13 protein-coding genes, 1 other RNA gene and 3 pseudogenes are annotated in these 18,587 nt (G+C 69.2%); 12 read left to right on the plus strand and 5 right to left on the minus strand.

The genetic code is table 11. The annotated features are described in order from the left end of the window. Positions 1-19 precede the first annotated feature (19 nt). Positions 20-1,114 (minus strand): GlxA family transcriptional regulator, encoded by a 1,095-nt coding sequence (locus ACFJGX_RS09405; protein WP_382321788.1) that lies wholly within the window; start codon positions 1,112-1,114, stop codon positions 20-22. A 98-nt stretch (positions 1,115-1,212) separates the two neighbouring features. Here ACFJGX_RS09405 and ACFJGX_RS09410 point away from each other — a divergent pair, with 98 nt between their 5' ends. Continuing rightward, positions 1,213-2,559 carry an amidohydrolase gene (locus ACFJGX_RS09410; protein ID WP_382328268.1) on the plus strand — a complete coding sequence of 449 codons (1,347 nt, stop codon included), beginning with the start codon at positions 1,213-1,215 and terminating at the stop codon, positions 2,557-2,559. A 14-nt stretch (positions 2,560-2,573) separates the two neighbouring features. Here the strand turns inward: ACFJGX_RS09410 and ACFJGX_RS09415 are convergent. Next, positions 2,574-4,397 (minus strand): annotated as a pseudogene (locus ACFJGX_RS09415) (NAD(P)/FAD-dependent oxidoreductase); the annotation flags it as partial. A 113-nt stretch (positions 4,398-4,510) separates the two neighbouring features. Between ACFJGX_RS09415 and ACFJGX_RS09420 the strand changes: the two are divergent. The 3 genes and pseudogenes from ACFJGX_RS09420 (at position 4,511) to rnpB (ending at position 6,858) form a co-directional block, all read left to right on the plus strand. Further along, positions 4,511-5,101, plus strand: a complete 591-nt coding sequence (locus ACFJGX_RS09420) for a DUF2239 family protein (protein ID WP_382321782.1) — start codon at positions 4,511-4,513, stop codon at positions 5,099-5,101. Between the two features lie 32 nt (positions 5,102-5,133). Then, positions 5,134-6,488: pseudogene (locus ACFJGX_RS09425) on the plus strand (MATE family efflux transporter). A 20-nt stretch (positions 6,489-6,508) separates the two neighbouring features. Beyond that, positions 6,509-6,858: RNase P RNA component class A (rnpB, locus tag ACFJGX_RS09430), an RNA gene on the plus strand. On the opposite strand, the gene ACFJGX_RS09435 is transcribed toward rnpB, so the two are convergent. Next, the gene (locus ACFJGX_RS09435; protein WP_382328270.1) at positions 6,853-7,887 is read right to left on the minus strand and encodes a LysR family transcriptional regulator; all 1,035 of its coding nucleotides are present in this window, start codon (positions 7,885-7,887) and stop codon (positions 6,853-6,855) included. The two genes, rnpB and ACFJGX_RS09435, sit on opposite strands and share 6 nt — an antisense overlap. Before the next feature lie 119 nt (positions 7,888-8,006). Between ACFJGX_RS09435 and ACFJGX_RS09440 the strand changes: the two genes are divergently transcribed. Next, positions 8,007-9,059, plus strand: a complete 1,053-nt coding sequence (locus ACFJGX_RS09440; protein ID WP_382321774.1) for a Rieske 2Fe-2S domain-containing protein — start codon at positions 8,007-8,009, stop codon at positions 9,057-9,059. A gap of 39 nt (positions 9,060-9,098) precedes the next feature. Continuing rightward, complete coding sequence (locus ACFJGX_RS09445; RefSeq protein WP_382321771.1) at positions 9,099-10,235, plus strand: ABC transporter substrate-binding protein; 1,137 nt, start codon at positions 9,099-9,101, stop codon at positions 10,233-10,235. 12 nt (positions 10,236-10,247) lie between these two features. Here the strand turns inward: ACFJGX_RS09445 and ACFJGX_RS09450 are convergent, their stop codons facing one another. Next, the gene (locus ACFJGX_RS09450) at positions 10,248-10,661 is read right to left on the minus strand and encodes a low affinity iron permease family protein (protein WP_382321768.1); all 414 of its coding nucleotides are present in this window, start codon (positions 10,659-10,661) and stop codon (positions 10,248-10,250) included. Positions 10,662-10,678: 17 nt separating this feature from the next. Next, complete coding sequence (locus tag ACFJGX_RS09455; RefSeq protein ID WP_382328272.1) at positions 10,679-12,400, minus strand: MBL fold metallo-hydrolase; 1,722 nt, start codon at positions 12,398-12,400, stop codon at positions 10,679-10,681. Between the two features lie 70 nt (positions 12,401-12,470). Between ACFJGX_RS09455 and dapF the strand changes: the two genes are divergently transcribed. The 6 genes and pseudogenes from dapF (at position 12,471) to dksA (ending at position 18,568) form a co-directional block, all read left to right on the plus strand. After that, positions 12,471-13,346, plus strand: a complete 876-nt coding sequence (gene dapF / locus ACFJGX_RS09460) for a diaminopimelate epimerase (protein WP_382321765.1) — start codon at positions 12,471-12,473, stop codon at positions 13,344-13,346. A gap of 24 nt (positions 13,347-13,370) precedes the next feature. Next, the gene (locus tag ACFJGX_RS09465; RefSeq protein ID WP_382328274.1) at positions 13,371-14,057 is read left to right on the plus strand and encodes a DUF484 family protein; all 687 of its coding nucleotides are present in this window, start codon (positions 13,371-13,373) and stop codon (positions 14,055-14,057) included. 11 nt (positions 14,058-14,068) lie between these two features. Further along, on the plus strand, positions 14,069-15,097 hold the full coding sequence (locus tag ACFJGX_RS09470) for a tyrosine recombinase XerC (RefSeq protein WP_382321762.1): 1,029 nt from the start codon (positions 14,069-14,071) through the stop codon (positions 15,095-15,097). A 94-nt stretch (positions 15,098-15,191) separates the two neighbouring features. Further along, positions 15,192-15,638, plus strand: coding sequence for a DsrE family protein (locus ACFJGX_RS09475; protein ID WP_291117861.1), 447 nt, complete (start codon positions 15,192-15,194; stop codon positions 15,636-15,638). 362 nt (positions 15,639-16,000) lie between these two features. Continuing rightward, positions 16,001-17,092: pseudogene (locus ACFJGX_RS09480) on the plus strand (CobW family GTP-binding protein). A gap of 315 nt (positions 17,093-17,407) precedes the next feature. Continuing rightward, complete coding sequence (gene dksA / locus ACFJGX_RS09485) at positions 17,408-18,568, plus strand: RNA polymerase-binding protein DksA (RefSeq protein WP_382328275.1); 1,161 nt, start codon at positions 17,408-17,410, stop codon at positions 18,566-18,568. Positions 18,569-18,587 lie beyond the last annotated feature (19 nt).

The following is an 18,587-nucleotide window of genomic DNA, read 5'->3' on the forward strand; positions in this document are numbered from 1 at the left end:
TGTAAAGATTCGTGTCGTTCTACGGGGTTCCCGGCTTTTTTGCCGCCGATCGCAGGGCCGAGAGCGCGGTGTCCACGCTGGCACCGGTGTCCACCCGCCAGCGACGGCGTGGCGCGCGCAGGGCGTGCCGTTGCCGGTAGGCGGTGGGGGTGAGCCCGGTGTGGCGCGCGAAGACGCGGCGGAATGCCGCCGGGTCGGTGTAGCCGCAGGCCAGCGCCACCGTGGGCACGCTCTCCAGCGTGATCTCGAGCAGCACGCGCGCCCGGGCGCAGCGCAGGCCGTGCAGGTGGTCCAGCGGCGAATGGCCCAGCTCCTGTTGGAAGTGGCGCAGCAGGGTGCGGGCGCTGACCGCGGCGGCGGTCGCCAGCGCCGCCAGGTCGTAGGGTTGCTCCACGCGCTGCTCCATCCAGGCGAGGGCGCGTGCCAGTGTGCTGTCGCGGGTGTTCGGAATGGCGTGCGAGGCCTGCGCGGCGGCGAGTTCGCGGTCGCGATCGGGTTGCAGCACCGCCGCCAGGGCCGCGGCCGGTTCGGTGCCCAGGGCGTGCTGCGCCAGCGCGATGGCGAGCGGGCCCAGGTCGGCGGGGTAGGCGGCGCTCAGCCAGGGGCCGTCCTCGCAGAAACCTTGCCCGGCCTCGGGCGTCAGGGTGGGAAAGTCGCGGCGCAGGCCGGCGACGTAGTACCACGCGAGCGCGAGGCGGCGCCCGTCCAGCCGCCCGCTGTGCGCGGCGAACCAGGCGCCATTGCCCAGCGTGCACACCCGGCGGCCCGTGTCCACCATCAGCGCGGCCCGGCGCGCGAGCGCCGCGTGGCGCTGCACGGCCTGGCGAAGCGTGGGAATGTCGGCCAGGTGCAGGGGCGCGATGAACAGCGCTGCCGCAGGGCTGTCGCCGCCCTGGCCTTCGAGCGCGAGCGCCTGCAGCAGCCCTTCTTCGGCGCGCAGCGGCTGGCCCAGGGCATCGACGAAGCGCCAAGCCAGGCGCGGTGCCCGGGCGCCCAGGCGCAGGCCCGCCATCAGGTTGGCGGTGCGCAGCAATTCCACCAGCGCCAGGGCGTGGCCCATGGCGCTTTCAGGCAACACGGCGATCTCGACGACAAAAGGGGGCTGGGCGGGCATGGCGGTATCGGCTTCCTGAATGGCGATATTAGCTTCCTACCGAGGGAAGCGCGCTCTTAGCATGGACGTCTCATTCACTTCCCCCAGGGGTACTTCTGATGCGCTTGTCCCTCTCAACGTCCTCGCTCGTGGCGGCACTCGCGGCCAGCGGTGGTTTTTGGCTGACCACGCCGGTGGCGGCCCAGGCGCTCGATGCCGCCGGTTTCAAGCAGATCGAGACGGCGGTGGACGCGCTCGCGCCCAAGATGGTGGCGTGGCGCCGCGACATCCATGAACATCCCGAGCTCTCGGGCCAGGAAGTGCGCACCGCCAAGCTGGTGGCCGAGCACCTGCGCAAGCTGGGCATGGAGGTGCAGACCGGCGTGGGCGGCACCGGCGTGGTGGGCACCTTGCGCGGTGGTCTGCCGGGCAAGGTGGTGGCGCTGCGCGCCGACATGGACGCGCTGCCGGTGGAAGAGAAGACCGGCTTGGCGTTCGCCTCGAAGCAGAAGGCCACTTACCTCGGCAAGGAAGTGTCGGTGATGCACGCCTGCGGGCACGACGCCCACGTGGCCATGCTGATGGGCGCGGCCGAGGCGCTGGCGGGCCTGCGCGCGCAGTTGCCGGGCACGGTGAAGTTCATTTTCCAGCCGGCCGAGGAGGGCGCGCCCGTGGTGGCGGATGCCAGCGGCAAGGTGCCCAGCTTCGGCGCCAAGGCCATGATCGAAGCCGGGGCCTTGAAGGACGTGCAGGCCATCTACGGCCTGCACATCACGTCCAACCTGCCCTCGGGTGTGGTGGGCTACCGCAGCGGCCCGCTGATGGCCGGTTCGGACGCGCTGACCATCCACGTGGACGGGCGCGGCGGCCATGGGTCGTCGCCCTGGGCCGCGGTCGATCCGGTCGTGGCGTCGAGCCAGGTGGTGCTGGGTCTGCAGACCATCGTGAGCCGCCAGCTCAACATCAGCAAGGAGCCGGCGGTCATCACCATCGGCTCCATCCAGGGTGGCACGCGCTACAACATCATTCCCGACAGCGTGGAGATGATGGGCACGCTGCGCACCTTCGACGAGGAGATGCGCGAGGACGCGAAGAAGCGCATCGTGGCGACCGCCGAGTCGATCGCGGCTTCCAGCGGCGCCAAGGCGCGCGTGAGCTTCGGCCCGGTGGCCTACCCGGTCACCACCAACCCCGCCAAGCTCACCGAAGCCTCGCTGCCGGCGCTGCGCGAAGCCCTGGGTGGCAAGGTCATGCTGATCCCCAAGGTGAGCGGCTCGGAAGACTTCTCGGAGTTCCAGAAGGTGGTGCCCGGCTTCTTCTATTTCCTGGGCGCGCCGCAGAAGGGGCAGGACTTCGCCAAGGCGCCGTCCAACCACTCGCCGCTGTTCGACCTCGACGAGGCCCAGCTGCCGGTGGGCGCCCGTTCGCTGGCCGCGCTGGCGGTGGACTTCCTCAAGCGGCCCTGAGGGCTGCCGGGGGCGGCCTCGCCGAGCAGGTCTCGCGCGAGCGCCTCGGCCACCCGCAGGCCGTCCACACCGGCCGAGAGAATGCCGCCGGCATAACCCGCGCCTTCGCCGGCCGGGTACAGGCCGCGCGTGTTCAGGCTCTGGCAGTCGTCGCCGCGCGCGAGGCGCAGCGGCGACGAGGTGCGGGTTTCGACACCGGTCAGCACGGCGTCGGGCATGTCGTAGCCGCGCATCTTGCGGCCGAACACCGGCAGCGCCTCACGCATGGCCTCGATGGCGTAGGCGGGCAGGGCAGGGGCCAGATCGCCGAGCTTCACGCCGGGCCGGTACGAGGGCTCCACCTCGCCCAGCGCGCTCGAAGGCGTCTGCTTCAGGAAGTCGCCCACCAGCTGGCCGGGCGCTTCGTAGTTGGCCCCGCCCAATTGGTAGGCGCGGGCTTCGAGTTCGCGCTGCAGCACGATGCCGGCCAGCGGGTGCGTGCGGCCTTGCGCTGCGAGCGCGCGGGCCTGCTCGGTGTAGCGCGCGCCGTCGGTCTCGCCGAAGGCGGCGGTCCACAGCGGCAGGTCTTGCGCCAACGCCTGCGGAAAGTCGCTGGGTTCGATGCCCACCACCAGGCCCGCGTTGGCGTTGCGCTCGTTGCGCGAATACTGGCTCATGCCGTTGGTGACCACGCGCCCGGGTTCGGAGGTGGCGGCCACCACGGTGCCGCCCGGGCACATGCAGAAGCTGTAGACCGCGCGGCCGTTCTTCGCGTGGTGCACCAGCTTGTAGTCGGCTGCACCCAGCAGCGGGTGGCCGGCGTGGCGGCCCCAGCGCGCGCGGTCGATCACGCCTTGCGGGTGCTCGATGCGAAAGCCGATGGAGAACGGTTTGGCCTCCATGAACACGCCCGCATCCCACAGCAGGGCGAAGGTGTCGCGCGAACTGTGGCCCAGGGCGAGCACCACGCGCCGCACCGGCATGTCGATGGTGTCGCCGCTGTCCAGGCGCCGCACCTGCAGGCGGTCGATGCGCTGGCCTTCTTCGCCGGCCTGGGCCAGGCCGATGCCGCAGACCTGGTGTTGGAAGCGGATCTCGCCGCCCAGCGCGACGATCTTCTCGCGCATGGCCTCCACCACGCGCACCAGCTTGAAGGTGCCGATGTGCGGGTGCGCGGTGTAAAGGATTTCGGGCGGCGCGCCGGCCTCCACGAACTCGTGCATGACCTTGCGGCCGAGGAAGCGCGGGTCCTTGATCTGGCTGTAGAGCTTGCCGTCGGAAAACAGGCCGGCACCGCCCTCGCCGTACTGCACGTTGCTCTCGGGGTTGAGCACGTGCTTGCGCCACAGGCCCCAGGTGTCCTTGGTGCGCTCGCGCACCGGCTTGCCGCGCTCGAGCACGATGGGCCGCAGTCCCATCTGCGCCAGCGCCAGCGCCGTGAACAGGCCGCAGGGCCCCAGGCCCACCACCACCGGGCGCTCGCGCTCGTCGCTGGGCCAATGCGCCGGTGCGTGGCCTGGGGCGTGCCAGGCCATGTCGGGCGTGGGCTGGATGTGGGGCTTGCCCGCGTGCGCCGCGAGCAGGGCGGCTTCCTGCCCCGGGTCGGCCAGCGCCACGTCGACGATGTAGACCGCGAGCAGGTCGGCCTTGCGCGCATCGAAGCTGCGCTTGAACACGTCCAGGTGGGCGATCTGCGCGGCCTCGATGCCCAGCGCGGTGGCGGCCAGGGCGGTCAGGGCGTCGATGGGATGCGGCGGGGGCTGCCGGTCGACCTCGGTTTCGGTCGGGGCGTCGGCGGCGCGGCGGTGTTCGGCCGGCACGGCGGCCAGCGGCAGTTTGAGTTCGGAGAGGCGGATCATGTGTCGTGGGGCTTGTGTTGATCAAGCAGAAGACGAAGCCCCCGTATTGTCGTCAATGCGCCGCCATCAAAATAATCCGGGTGAAATTATTAAACCCGGGTACAATGCAGCGCATGAACGACACAACCCTTCCCACCTGCACCGCCTTCATCGGCTCGAAACGGGTGGCCTTCGGCACTTACGACGAGGTGGCACGGGCCCTCGCCACGCTCGACCTCTCGGCGGGCGGCTTGCTGGTGTTCGACGACGCCACCGCGGCGCAGGTCGATCACCCCTGGCCGTCCGGCCACCCGGCACCGCCCGCCGATGACGCGCGCCGCGCGGCACCCGCCGCCGCCCCCCAGGTGGGCCGACCGCGCATGGGCGTGGTGGCGCGCGAGGTGACGCTGCTGCCACGCCACTGGGAGTGGCTGGCGCAGCAGCCCGGTGGCGCGTCGGCGGCCCTGCGGCGCCTGGTCGAGGAAGCGCGCCGCACCCACGCCGATCGCGACGGCTGGCGCCAGGCCAAGGAGCGCGCCTACCGCTTCATGAGCGCCATCGCGGGGGGCTTCGAGGGATTCGAAGAAGCCTCGCGCGCGCTGTTTGCCCACGACGCCGAGGCCTTCGCGCGCTGCATCGCCGGCTGGCCGGCGGACGTGCAGGCGCACCTGGCCTGGCTCGCGCGCGACGCGTTCGCGCCCGAAACGGCGGCACCATCCGCCTGATCCCTTTTCAACAAGACAACAAGAAGCCCTCCATGCCCAACGCTCCCCAAGGCCCGCTCTGGCGCGTCTACCTCGTTTTCCTCGTGCCCATGGTGCTGTCCAACATCCTGCAAGGGCTGTCGGGCACGCTCAACGGCATTTTCATCGGCCAGATGCTGGGCACGCACGCGCTGGCGGCGGTCTCGGGCATGTTCCCGATCGTGTTCTTCTTCATCTCGCTGGTGATCGGCATCGGCGCGGGCGCCTCGGTGCTCATCGGCCAGGCCTGGGGCGCGCGCGAGCCACACAAGGTCAAGGCCATCGCGGGCACGGCGCTGGTGCTGGGCGCCCTGATCGGTCTGGTCGCCGCCGTGCTGGGCGTGGTGTTCGCGCGGCCGGCGCTGCAGGCCCTGGGCACGCCGGTGGACGTGCTCGACGACGCGGTGGCCTACGCGCGGGTGATGCTGCTCATCATGCCGCTGCTGCTGGTCTTCATCCTGTTCACGCAGTTGCTGCGCGGCGTGAGCGACACGGTCTCGCCCCTGATCGCCCTGCTGCTGTCGACCGCGCTGGGCCTGCTGCTCACGCCGGCACTGATCCAGGGCTGGCTGGGGCTGCCGCGCCTGGGCATCCAGAGCGCGGCCTACGCGGGGCTGGTGTCCTACGCGGCGGCGCTGGGTTTCCTGGCGTGGCGCCTGGGCCGCAAGCACCACGTGCTGGCCGTCGATCGCGAGCTGATCGGCGCGCTGCGGCTGGACCGCGACATCCTGGCCAAGGTGATGCGCATCGGCATCCCGACCGGGCTGCAGATGGTGGTGATCTCGGTCTCCGAACTCGTGATCCTCGCGCTGGTGAACGGCCACGGCTCGCAGGCCACGGCGGCCTACGGCGCGGTCACGCAGGTGGTGAACTACGTGCAGTTCCCCGCGCTGTCCATCGCGATCACCGCATCCATCCTGGCGGCGCAGTCCATCGGCGCGGGCCGGGTCGACCGCCTGGGCGCGATCCTGCGCACCGGCCTGTGGCTCAACGCCGTGCTCACCGGCGCCCTGGTGCTGCTGGGCTACGCGCTCTCGCACAAGCTGATGGGTCTGTTCCTCACGCAGCCCGAGGTGCGCGCGCAGGCCGAGCACCTGCTGCACATCATGCTGTGGAGCATCCTGGTGTTCGGCTTCCAGGCGGTGGTGGGTGGCCTCATGCGCGCCAGCGGCGTGGTGATGGTGCCCATGGCCATCTCGGTCTTCTGCATCCTGGCGATCCAGCTGCCGGCGGCCTACGTGCTCGACGCGAAGATGGGCCTGCCCGGCGTGTGGGTCGCGTTCCCGGTGGCGTACGTGGCATGCTGGTGATGCAGACCGCGTATTACCGGCTGGTGTGGCGGCATCGCAAGATCGAGCGCCTCGTTTGAGCAGGCGATAATCGCCGCGTGAAGCGCACCAGACCGCCGCTGGCACGACATCCCGAAAGGGTGTGCTGGAGGAACGTCCGGACTGCACAGGACAGCGTAGGAGGTAACACCTCTCCGCCGACAAGCCCATCGAGCTCGCTCGATGGGCCCTAAGGTGAGGATCAGAGCAACAGAGACGAGCCGATTCAGTTCGGGTGAAACGGGCAATCTCTACGCGCAGCAACACCAAATAGGCCAGCGTTGACGTGGTTCCGCGGAGCTGGCGGGTAGGTGGCACCGAGCCGGGGAGTGATCCCCGGCCCAGATGAATGGCGGTCACGGTGGGGGCAACCCCGCCGCACAGAATCCGGCTTATCGGTGCGCTTCACACTTTATTGGCCCCCACGCTCCGCCGCTGCGCGGGTCGCTGCCCCCCAGGGGGGCTGATCCGGCTTGGGGCGGCCCGGCGCCGGATCGTTTCTCCGCCATACATCGACTGCTCCACCGCGCGCCACTCGTCCGACTGTTCGTTGAACAGCTGCGACACCTGCGCGCGCAGCCACTGGTTGCGCGTGTCGTGGCGGTACAGGCGGTGCCAGTGCTGCTGCACGGCAAAGCGCGGCGGGTCGAAAGGCGGGCGCACCAGGCGGATCGCGCCGCTGCGCGCCACGCTCATGCCGGCGGCCAGCGGCACCGTGCGCACCAGCTCCGATTCGGCGATCACCGCCGCCAGGCTCATGTAATGCGGCGTGCGCAGCACCACGTGGCGGTGGATGCCCTTGCGTTCGATGAAGCGGTCCACCAGGTCGGTGCTGCGCGCGGGCGAGCTCACCAGCGCGTGGTCCAGCGACTCGAAGTCCTTCAGGCTCAGCCGGGTCTGCGCGAACGGGTGGTCGGCGCGCATCACGCAGGCGAAGGTGTGCATGTACAGCCGCTGGTGGAAGAACACCTGCTTGCTCAGATCCGGGAAGTAGCCCATGGCCAGGTCGGCCTCGCCCGCCTCCATCGCGGCCTCCAGCTGCGAGCTGGGCAGGGGGAAGCAGCGCACGGAGGCGTGCGGCGCATGCACCGCCAGGTGGCGGATCAGGCGGGGCAGGAACACGATCTCGGCCACGTCGGCCATGACCAGGCGGAACTCGGTCTGCGTGGTGGCCGGGTCGAACTGCGGGTCGGCCAGGATGCCGGTGCGAACCTGGCCGAGCACCGCGCGCGCCGTACCCGCCATCTCGCGGGCGCGCGGCGTCGGCTCCATGCCTTTGGAGGTGCGCACGAACAGCGTGTCCTCGAACTGCAGGCGCAGCCGGTTCAGGGCGGTGCTGAAGCCGGACTGGCTCATGCCCAGCTGCTGGGCGGCGCGGGTGACGTTGCGCGTCTCGTCCAGGCTGACCAGCACGCGCAGCAGGTTGAGGTCGAAGTCCATCATCGCTCCGGCAGATAGTGGGTATCGGCATAGTGTATTGATGGTCCGGGCTGGCCGCCCTAGATTCCGTTCCCAGACCGGCAGCCCACGATGCCGCCGGCAAGCACGGAGACAAAGACATGTTCGTCAAGAATTGCTGGTACGTCGCGGCCTGGGACCACGAGGTGCTGGCCGACACGCTGCTCGAACGCGGCATCCTCAACCAGTCCATCCTGATCTACCGCTTGGCCGACGGCACGCCGGTGGCGCTGGACAACAAGTGCCCGCACCGGCACGCGCCGCTGAACCTGGGGCGGCGCGAGGGCGACGGCGTGCGCTGCATGTACCACGGCCTCAAGTTCGACGCCACGGGCCAGTGCACCGAGATCCCGGGCCAGGACCGCATCCCGCCCAAGCTGTGCGTGAAGAGCTACCCCATGGTGCAGCGCGGGCGCTGGCTGTGGATCTGGATGGGCGACCCCGAGCGGGCCGACCCGGCGCTGATCCCCGATGCGTACTCGCTCAACCACCCCGAGTGGCGCATGAAGCCGGGCTACCTGCACTACGACGCCGATTACCAGCTGATCTCCGACAACCTGCTGGACTTCTCGCACCTGTCCTACGTGCACGAGAAGACCCTGGGCGGTTCGCCCAACATCGCCGAGGTGCGCCCCGTGATCGAACGCCTGGAGCGCGGCGTGCGCGTGACGCGCGACGTGAACAACACCGTGCCGGCGCCGTACCACGCCCGCCTGGGCGGCTTCACCGGCAAGGTCAACCGGCGCTTCAGCTACGACTACCTCGTGCCCGGCATCCTGCTGATGGCCGCCAGCGTGAAGCCCGCCGACACGCCCGACGACGACATGACCGGGGCCCTGCAGTTCCACAGCTGCCAGGCGCTGACGCCGGAGACCGACACCACCACCCACTACTTCTTCATGCAGGCGCACAAGTTCCGGCTCGACGACGCGACCATCACCGAGTCGATCTACCAGAGCCTGTGCACGGCCTTCGAGGAGGACCGCCGCATCATCGAAGCGCAGCAGCGCCTGATCCGCCGCACGCCGCCCAGCCCCATGCAGCCGATCGCGGCCGACGCGGCGCTCAACCAGTTCCGCTGGCTGATCAAGCGCCTGCACGACGAAGAGGCCGCCGCCACCCCGGCCGTGATTCCACTGCAGTCCGTGGCCTGAGCGCCGATCACCGATTCACCACCCGAAGGAGACAACAAGATGAAGCCATTCCTGCGCCTGGCCGCGCTCACCACCCTGGCCCTGAGCGGCGTCGGGGCCCAGGCCGAGATCGTGATCGGCGCCAGCTTTTCCATCACCGGGCCGGCGGCGGCGCTGGGCATCGCGCCGCGCAACACGATCCAGCTGTTCCCGACCGAGATCGCGGGCGAGAAGATCCGCTACGTGGTGCTCGATGACGCCACCGACCCGACCAACGCCGCGCGCAATGCGCACCGCCTGGTTACCGAGGAAAAGGTGGACCTGATCATCGGCTCCACCGCCAGCCCGCCGGCCATCGCCATCGCCCAGGTCGCTAGCGAGTCGCAGACCGTGCAACTCGCCGCCGCCCCGATCGACCTGCCCGACGAGCGCGGCCAGTGGACCTACCGCCTGCCGCAGAGCATCTCGCTGATGGCGCAGGGCACCATCGAGCACATGAAGAAGAGCGGCGCGAAGACCTTCGGTTTCCTGGGCTACTCGGACGCGTACGGCGAATCCTGGCTGCGCGAGATGACGCGCTACGGCAACGAGGCCGGGCTCAAGCTGGTGAGCGTGGAGCGCTTCGGCCGCGCCGACGCTTCGGTGACCGCGCAGGCGCTCAAGGTGCTCTCGCCCAACCCCGACGCCATGCTGGTGGTGGCCTCGGGCAGCGGCGCGGTGATGCCGCAGAAGGCGCTGGTCGATCGCAACTACAAGGGCCGCATCTACCAGACCTTCAGCGCGGTGGCGCCCGACCTGCTGCGCATGGGCGGCAAGGACGTGGAGGGCACGTTGGGGCTGTCGGGCCCGGCCGTGGGCGCCGACCAGCTGCCCGACAGCCACCCGTCCAAGCCGGTCGCGCTCGATTTCGTGAAGCTGTACGAAGCCAAGTTCGGGGCCGGCAGCTACAACCAGTTCGCGGCCAACATCTGGGGTGCCAAGCTGCTGCTCGACAAGGCGATCCCGGTGGCGCTGAAACAGGCGAAGCCGGGCACCGTGGAGTTCCGGCAGGCCTTGAAGAAGGCCATCGAGAACACCGGCGAGGTGGTGGTGCCGCAGGGGGTGCTGAAGTACAGCGCCGCCGACCACTACGGTTACGACCACCGCGCCCGTTTCGTGCTCAAGGCGCGCAACGGCGTGTGGGTCGCGGCGGACTGAGGCCGGGCGCGCTCAGGCCTCGGGAATGTCGGTGTCCGTGCCGCCGCCCTTGAGCCGCGCCCGCGCCTGGGCGGCCAGGTCCTCGTACTTCTGGCGGAAGGCGTCGAGCTCTTCCTCTTCCAGCTCTTCGAGGTCCAGCAGGGCGGTGTGCGCGCCCTGGGTGGCGCGGATGAGTTCGTCCAGTTTGACCTGGATGGCCTCGGTGTCGCGGTTCTGCGTGTTCTGGATCAGGAACACCATCAGGAAGGTGATGATGGTGGTGCCGGTGTTGATCACCAGCTGCCAGGTGTCGCTGAAGCCGAACAGCGGTCCCGTGACCAGCCACACCACGATGAGCGCGACCGCCAGGGTGAAGACGCGCGGGCGGCCGCTGAAGCGCGCGGCGGCCTTGGCGAAACGCGAGTACCGGTTGGCGGACTTCGGCATGGTGGCCTCCGGCGTCTTCAGAGGTTGAAACCGCCCAGGCTCTGGATGCGCTCCACGTGCGCAATCAGCGAGCGCTTGGCCACCGGCCACAGGCGGTCGGGCACGTCGTCGTAGGCCAGCTTCACCCAGTCGTCCATGCTGCCCTCGGGCACGGCCTGCATGGCCCGCGCCACCTTGGCCTCGCGCGCGAGGCGGTGGGCCTTGAGGTGGGCGATGGCCGCGCGCGCGCCGCCATGCAGCGGGGCGCTGGGGTTGTCGGCCGTGCGCCGCAGGTCACCCAGCACGTAGCCGTGCGCGGGCAGCAGGAACTCGATGCCGTGCCGTTCGCACAAGGCGTCCAGCTTGTCCAGTGAATCGAGGTAAGCGCCCATGTTGCCGTCGGGCGGGTCGATCACGGTGGTGCTGCCGTTGAGGATGTGGTCGCCGGTGAACAGCAGGCCGTCTTCCACCAGCGCCAGACACAGGTGGTTGGCCGCGTGGCCCGGGGTGTGCACCACCTCCAGCGTGTGCGACACCGTGGCATCGCCGGCCTGGCCCAGCAGCACGAGCTGCTCGCCGTCGGCCAGCACGCGCTCGGGCGTGAAGCGGCTGTTCTCGCGCGAGGTGGGGGCGCTGGGCAGGCCGAGGATGGGCGGCTTCTCTAGGCCGGCCGCCGCGCACAGCGCCTGCAGGCGCGGCGCGCCGGGGGAGTGGTCGGGGTGCGAATGGGTGCAGACGATGGCCTGGATGCGCCCGCCCGCCGCGCGCCACAGGCGCTCGATGTGGGCCGGCTCGTCCGGGCCCGGGTCGATCACGATGTGGCCGCTGGCCGGGTCGCCCACGATGTAGCTGTTGGTGCCCGGGCCGGTCATGAAACCGGGGTTGGGCGCGGTGAGGCGTTGCACGTTCTTCAGCAAGGACACCGGCTGTTCGTTCTGCCAGTCCAGGCTGTGCACCATCTGTCCGTCGGGGCACACCATGGCGAGTTCGCCGAACGGGGACTCGTGTTCCATGTAACGCTCTTCGGCGCCCCGCACCAGGCCGGCGCGCGGGCAACTGGTCCACAGCGGCTCGTCGTTGCGCGCACAGGCGTCCAGCACGGCCTGCACGGTGGGGTAGGCTTGCAGGCGCTCCAGCGTGCGGATGGTCGGGAAGATGATGAAGAAGCTGCCGGCCTTGTGGCGCTCTAGCGCGTCCGCCGGGCGCACCCAGCACGGCTCGAACTGCTCGGCCTCGTCGGCCACCGGCTGTTGGCCAGCAGGCATGCGGGCCACGAGGAAGGGCACGTCGAAGCGCCGCGGCAGGTCGCGGTCGGTGATCCAGTGCGCGAGCACGAACACGCCCGCGCCGTCCAGCGTCAGGCCCCGGGCCTGGCATTGCGCGGCGAACGGGGCCTTGCGGTCCAGCGTGGCGATGTCGCCGTCGTCCACCGGCGAGCCGTCGGCCCGGTGCGCGAGCAACACGCCGAGTTCCTCGTAGCTTTCGCGGATGGCGGCGATCGCCTGCGTGAGGTGCAGGTCGCTCTGCGTGGGGCGGCGCGTGGCGATGCCATGGGCCTGGGCGTCGGCCGCGTCGATGCCGCCGCCGGGGAACACGTAGGCGCCGGGGGCGAAGCTCGCCGTCATGGAGCGGCGGGTCATCAGCACCTCGATGCCGGGGCGGGCCGGGTCGGTGCTGTCGCGCAGCAGCAGCACGGTGGCGGCGGGCCTCACGGTGGCAAGGGGGCGGGGCGGGTGGAGGAGTTGGGTGGGGCGGACCATGCGGGCATTTTGCGGCAAGGCGCCGCCGCGCGCTGACGCCCGCGCGGCGCAGGGCGGATAATCGATGGCGATGCACATCCGATTCACCAAGATGCAGGGCGCCGGCAACGATTTCGTCGTGCTTGACGAGACGCGAGGCCGCCTGGGCCTGAGCGCCGCGCAGTACCGCTTTCTGGCCGACCGCCACTTTGGTGTTGGTGCCGACCAGATCCTCAGCGTGCGCGCTTCGCCCGGGCGCGGGCTGGACTTCGAGTACGTGATCCACAACGCCGATGGCGGCCAGGTGGAGCAATGCGGCAACGGCGCGCGCTGCTTCGTGCGCTACGTGCACGACAAAGGCCTGAGCGCGAAGAACCCGCTGCGCGTGAAGGTGATGAACGCCGAGCTGGAACTGAAGATGCACACCGATGGCCGCGTGACGGTGGACATGAGCCCCCCGGTGTTCGCGCTCGATCGCGTGCCTTTCAACGCCGAGGGCCTCACGCCCGAGCCCATGGGCGGCTTCGAACGCTGGCCGCTGGCGCTGCCCTATGCCGGCGATGTGCCGGTGGCCGTGCTTTCCATGGGCAACCCGCACGCGGTGCTGCTGGTGGACGACGTGCAGGCCGCCCCAGTGCCGTCCTGGGGACCCTGGATCGAAACGCACGAACGCTTTCCCCGCCGTGTCAACGCCGGTTTCCTGCAGGTGGTCAGCCGCAGCGAGGTGCGCCTGCGCGTGCACGAGCGCGGCGCGGGCGAGACCCTGGCCTGCGGCACGGGCGCCTGCGCCGCCGTGGTGGCCGGCATCCGGCTGGGCCTGCTCGACGAGCGGGTGGACGTGCACACCCGGGGCGGCGTGCTCACCATCGAGTGGAAGGACACCCCCGCCCACGACCAGCCGGTTTTCATGACCGGCCCCGCCACCACCGTTTTCGACGGTGAGATCGACATTCCCGACCTCGCCTGACCCCGCCACCGAACCGCACACGCCATGAACGCCAACCACATCCCGCCGATCACCGAAGACGACATCGCCAACTATTTGGCGAACACACCCGACTTCTTCGAGCGCCACGCGAGCCTGCTGGCGGCGGTGCAACTGACCAGCCCGCACGGCCAGCGCGCGGTGAGCTTGCAGGAGCGCCAGGCCGAGATGCTGCGCGAGAAGATCCGGGGCCTGGAGCTCAAGGGCGCGGAGATGATCCGCCACGGCAACGAGAACACCGTGATCGCCGACAAGCTGCAACGCTGGACGCGCGAGCTGCTGCTGACCCGCGACGCGCGCGAGCTGCCCGAGGTCACCACGAAGGCCATCGCCGACCATTTCCTGGTGCCACAGGTGGCGATCAAGGTCTGGGACGTGGAGCCCGCGTACGTGGAGGAAGCCTTCGCCCAGGGTGCCAGCGACGACGTGAAGGCGTTTGCCTCGTCGCTCATGCGCCCGTACTGCGGAGCCAACCCGGGGCTGGAGGCGGCGCAGTGGCTGGCCGACTCGGCCTCGGCCGCCTCGCTGGCCCTGATTCCCCTGCGCGCGGGCATCGCGCCGCAAGCCTTTGGCCTGCTGGTGCTGGCCTCACCCGACACCAAGCGCTTCGCGCCCGACATGGGCACCGACTTCCTCGAACGCATCGGTGAGCTGACCAGCGCGGCCCTGTCGCGCCTGCGCCCCCCGTACTGATTCTGGCGCCCATGAACCTGCCCGAGCGCACCCTGGCTGGCCCGACGGGGACGGGCGGCGATGCCGCGCTGGTGCAGGCCTACCTGAACCACGTCCGGGTGGAAAAGCGGCTGGCGGACCGCACCGTCATCCTGTACACGCTCGATCTGGAGCGTTTGACGGCCCATGCCCGCGAGGCCGGTGTGGCCCTCAAAGCCGTTCAGAATGCCCACATCCGCCGCTGGATCGCGCAGATGCATGGTGCCGGGCGCAGCGCGCGCGGTATCGCGCTGATCCTTTCGGGGTGGCGCGGCTTTTATGTGTGGCTGGGCCGCCAGGGCCTCGTGGATCACAACCCGGTGCAGGACGTGCGCGCGCCCAAGGCCGGCAAGCCGCTGCCCAAGGCTTTGGGAGTGGACGATGCGGTGCAGCTGGCTTCGCACCAGGAGGCGTCGGACGACCCGGCCCTGGAAGCACGCGACGCGTGCATCACCGAGTTGCTGTACGGCTGCGGCCTGCGCATCGGCGAGCTGGTGGGGCTGGACGTGGCCGCCAGTGGCAGCGCGCGCGGCTGGATCGATGCGCAGGACGGTGAGGCCCACGTGCTGGGCAAGGGCTCCAAGCGGCGCAGCGTGCCGGTGGGGCGCCAGGCGCTGGCGGCGCTCGCGGCGTGGCTGGCGCAGCGCGCGGCCTGGGCCGGCGAAGACCCCGCCCTGTTCATCGGTTCGCGCGGCCAGCGGCTGACGCCGCAGCACATCCGTGTGCGGCTCAAGCGCCGCTCCCTGCTGGCCGGGTTGTCCACGCCGGTGCACCCGCACATGCTGCGGCACTCGTTCGCGAGCCACGTGCTGCAGTCCAGCGGCGACCTGCGGGCGGTGCAGGAGCTGTTGGGCCACGCGAGCATCAGCACCACGCAGGTGTACACCCGGCTCGATTTCCAGCATCTCGCGCAGGTGTACGACGCGGCGCATCCGCGCGCGGGCAGCCGGGCCGGCCAGGCGCCCGAGCCGCTGACCGGCCAGCCTGTGGCGCCGGTGCCGCGCACCCCGCGTTCACGCTGAAGCATGCCCCCTGGTGGCCCTGGCCCGGGGCATTGCTTGTAGGATGCTGCACCGCCCCGAGCGACCGTTCCATTTCAATCTTCCGGAGACCTTCATGTTCAAGTTCCTCGCCGTGCTCAAGACCCTGATGCTAGGGGCCGTGCTGGCGACGTCCCTGCAGGCAAATGCCCAGGCCCAGACCCAGCCGGCCGTCAAGGTGGTCTACCACCTGAGCGACGGCATCCCGCAGGCCACGCGCGCGATTCAGAACATCCGCAACCACCTGGCGGCGGACCCCACGGCCAAGATCGTGGTGGTGACGCACGGTGCGGGCATCGATTTCCTGCTGGACGGCGCCAACAACACGGCCGGCCAGCCGTTCTCCGGGGCGATCGGCGACCTGTCTGCCAAGGGGGTCGGCTTCTTTGTCTGCAACAACACTTTGGTGTCGCGCAACATCGATCCGGGCAAGGTGGCCATGGAAGCCAAGATCGTGCCTTCTGGCGTGGCCGAGGTGGCCCGGCTGCAGGCGCGTGAAGGCTTTGTTTATCTGCGGCCCTGAGTTCTTCTTTCTTGTTGAGACCTCGCGTCGGGCCGGTGGCGATGCCCGACTGCTCCGGCCCTGCTCGCGGGTGACTGCCCGGGTCCATCGCAACCCCCTCGTCAACACCAGGTTGGCACGCAGCCTCTGTGGCAACCGCGAATGGGGGCCTGCGCATTCGGGCATCGCCACCGTCCCGCAAGCAGCGCAGGCACACCACCGAGGGCGCGCCAAATTTTGTAGTGGGTCGGGTGGAGCGAAACCGAGGAAAGCAACCCCATCAGGCCTGTTTTTTGCATATCCCGAAAGAGGCATAAAACGCGAGGGTGGCATACACTTCCCGGTTGCCCATTTCGCCACCCCCTCATCTGCCAGCGCCTGCCATGTCACTCATCCCCGCGACCATCCTCACCGGCTTCCTCGGCTCTGGGAAAACCACGCTGCTCAAGCGCGTGCTCAGCGAGGCACACGGCCAGAAGATCGCCGTGGTCGAAAACGAGTTCGGTGAAGAGAACATCGACAACGAAATCCTGGTGGCCGACACCACCGAAAACATCATCCAGATGAGCAACGGCTGCATTCTGCTGCACCATCCGCGACGACCTGCGCGCCACCCTGCAGGACCTCGCACAGAAAAAGCGCAAGGGCGAACTCGACTTCGAGCGCGTGGTCATCGAAACCACCGGCCTGGCCGATCCGGGCCCGGTGGCCCAGACCTTCTTCATGGACGACGAGATTGCCGAGCAGTACCTGCTGGACTCCATCCTCACGCTGGTCGACGCCAAGCACGCGGCCGAACAACTCAACGAACGCCAGGAAGCCCGCCGCCAGGTCGGCTTTGCCGACCAGATCTTCATCAGCAAGTCCGACCTCGTGAGCGAGGAAGACCTGGGCGCCCTCACGCACCGCCTCAAGCACATGAACCCGCGCGCTCCCATGCGCCCGGTGCATTTCGGCGACGTGGCGCTCAAGGAAGTGTTCGACCTGCGCGGCTTCAACCTCAACGCCAAGCTCGACATCGACCCCGACTTCCTCAAGGTCGATGACCACGATCACGCGCACGACCATGGCCACGACGACCATGCGCACGAGCACCATGACCACGAGCACGATGAGCACTGCAACCACCCCTCGCACCAGCACGACCACGGTGGCAGTGCCACCATCACCACCACGACGACGATGTGAAAAGCTTCGTCTACCGCGCCACGCGCCCGTTCAGCCCGGAAAAGCTCGAAGACTTCCTGGGCGCGATCGTGCAGGTGTATGGACCGCGCATGCTGCGCTATAAGGGCGTGCTGCACATGCAGGGCACCGACCGCAAGGTGATCTTCCAGGGTGTGCACCAGCTCATGGGCAGCGACCTCGGGCCCGTGTGGGCCGAAGGCGAGCCGCGCACCAGCAAGATGGTCTTCATCGGCATCGACCTGCCCAAGGACATCCTGGTGCAGGGCCTGGACCAGAGCCTGGTCTGATGATGGCGATGGGCCGTGACCCCTTAGCCCCCCGTTCCGATCGGAGCTGAACGTGCCGTTTGTCTCGCTTCTCCAACGACGGGCCCGGGCCCCGGTGCGGGATTCCGGGAGGAACAGGCGGGGGCTCGTTACAATCGCGGCCCAAGTTGGCCGGCCGGCCGCCTTTGCGGGCACCGATCGACCAATGCCGAGAGCCGTTCGGCAATGAGGGTATAACGTCGCATCCGGCGGCCCACCGTGATGCATCTCGGGCCCAGCCCGCCGCAGCGCACCGCCCGAGATCCCGCTTCGTCAGTCACTGAGAGGAGACCCGTTGTGAAAGCCCCGGCAACCAGGACAGCGAAATCAGGCAAACCCGCCGCGTCGGGAGCCAAGGCACGCGCGTCGGCGGCGAAAAGACCACAACGGTGGCCAAAACCCAGAAAACGGCCGCCAAGCCCGCAGCCAAACCCTCCAAACCCGTCGGCCAAGGCCGCGGTCAAAACCGTTGCCAAGACCCCTCTGAAAACCCCCGCCAAGACCGACGCGAAGCCTGCCGCCAAAGCCAAGACCCCGGCCAAGCCGGTGGTGAAGGCAGCGGTCAAGGCGGTCGCCAAGGGCAAGGCGGTGGTGGCCAAGAAGTCACCCGCCCCCAAGGCCACGCCCGCCAAAACCGCCGCGCGCGCGCCGGTGAAGGCGGCCACCCCTGCGGTCAAACCGGCGGCCAAGGCCGCCCCCAAAGCAACGACCCAGTCCGCTGCCAAAGCGGCTGTATCCTCCGTGACCCCTTCGGTTCCCAAGGCCGCGCCTGCCGCAGCCCCTGCTTCCAAACCTTCCAGCGCCAAGCGCCCGGCGGCTCCCCCACCGGTCGTGGTGGAGCCCACCCCTCGCCCTCTGGGCAAGCGGGCGGCCAAAAAGGTCATGATGGAGCAGATGACGCAGGCCGCCGTGGTCCCCACCCACGCCCCAGACGCTGTCAAAGCGACTTTCTCCCATATGAATCAACGTGCCGTCATGACCCCTCCCGTGCCATCCTCCATCCAGAAAGACCCCAAGCGGGCCAACAACTGGAAGACCCTGCCGGTCGAGCAACTCACCGACCTGGACGTGCAAGCCATGCCCGACAGTGAGTACATGAGCGACCTGCAGCTGGCCTACTTCCGTCGCAAGCTGTCCCAGCTCAAGGCCGACATGCTGGCCAACGCTGGCGAAACCACCGAGCACCTGCGCGAAGACACTGTGGTCGTGCCCGATCCGGCCGACCGCGCGACGATCGAAGAAGAACACGCGCTCGAATTGCGCACCCGGGACCGGGAACGCAAACTGCTGAAGAAGATCGAACAGGCGATCGCGCGCATCGACTCCGGCGACTACGGTTACTGCGAAGAAACCGGCGAGCCCATCGGTGTCGGTCGCCTGATGGCCCGGCCCACCGCCAGCCTTTCGCTCGAAGCCCAGCAGCGCCGGGAGCTCAAGCAGAAGATGTTCGGGGACTGAGCCCAGTTCCTCGCCGTTC

This window comes from Hydrogenophaga sp. UC242_50 (genome assembly GCF_042697355.1).
Taxonomy (GTDB): domain Bacteria; phylum Pseudomonadota; class Gammaproteobacteria; order Burkholderiales; family Burkholderiaceae_C; genus Hydrogenophaga.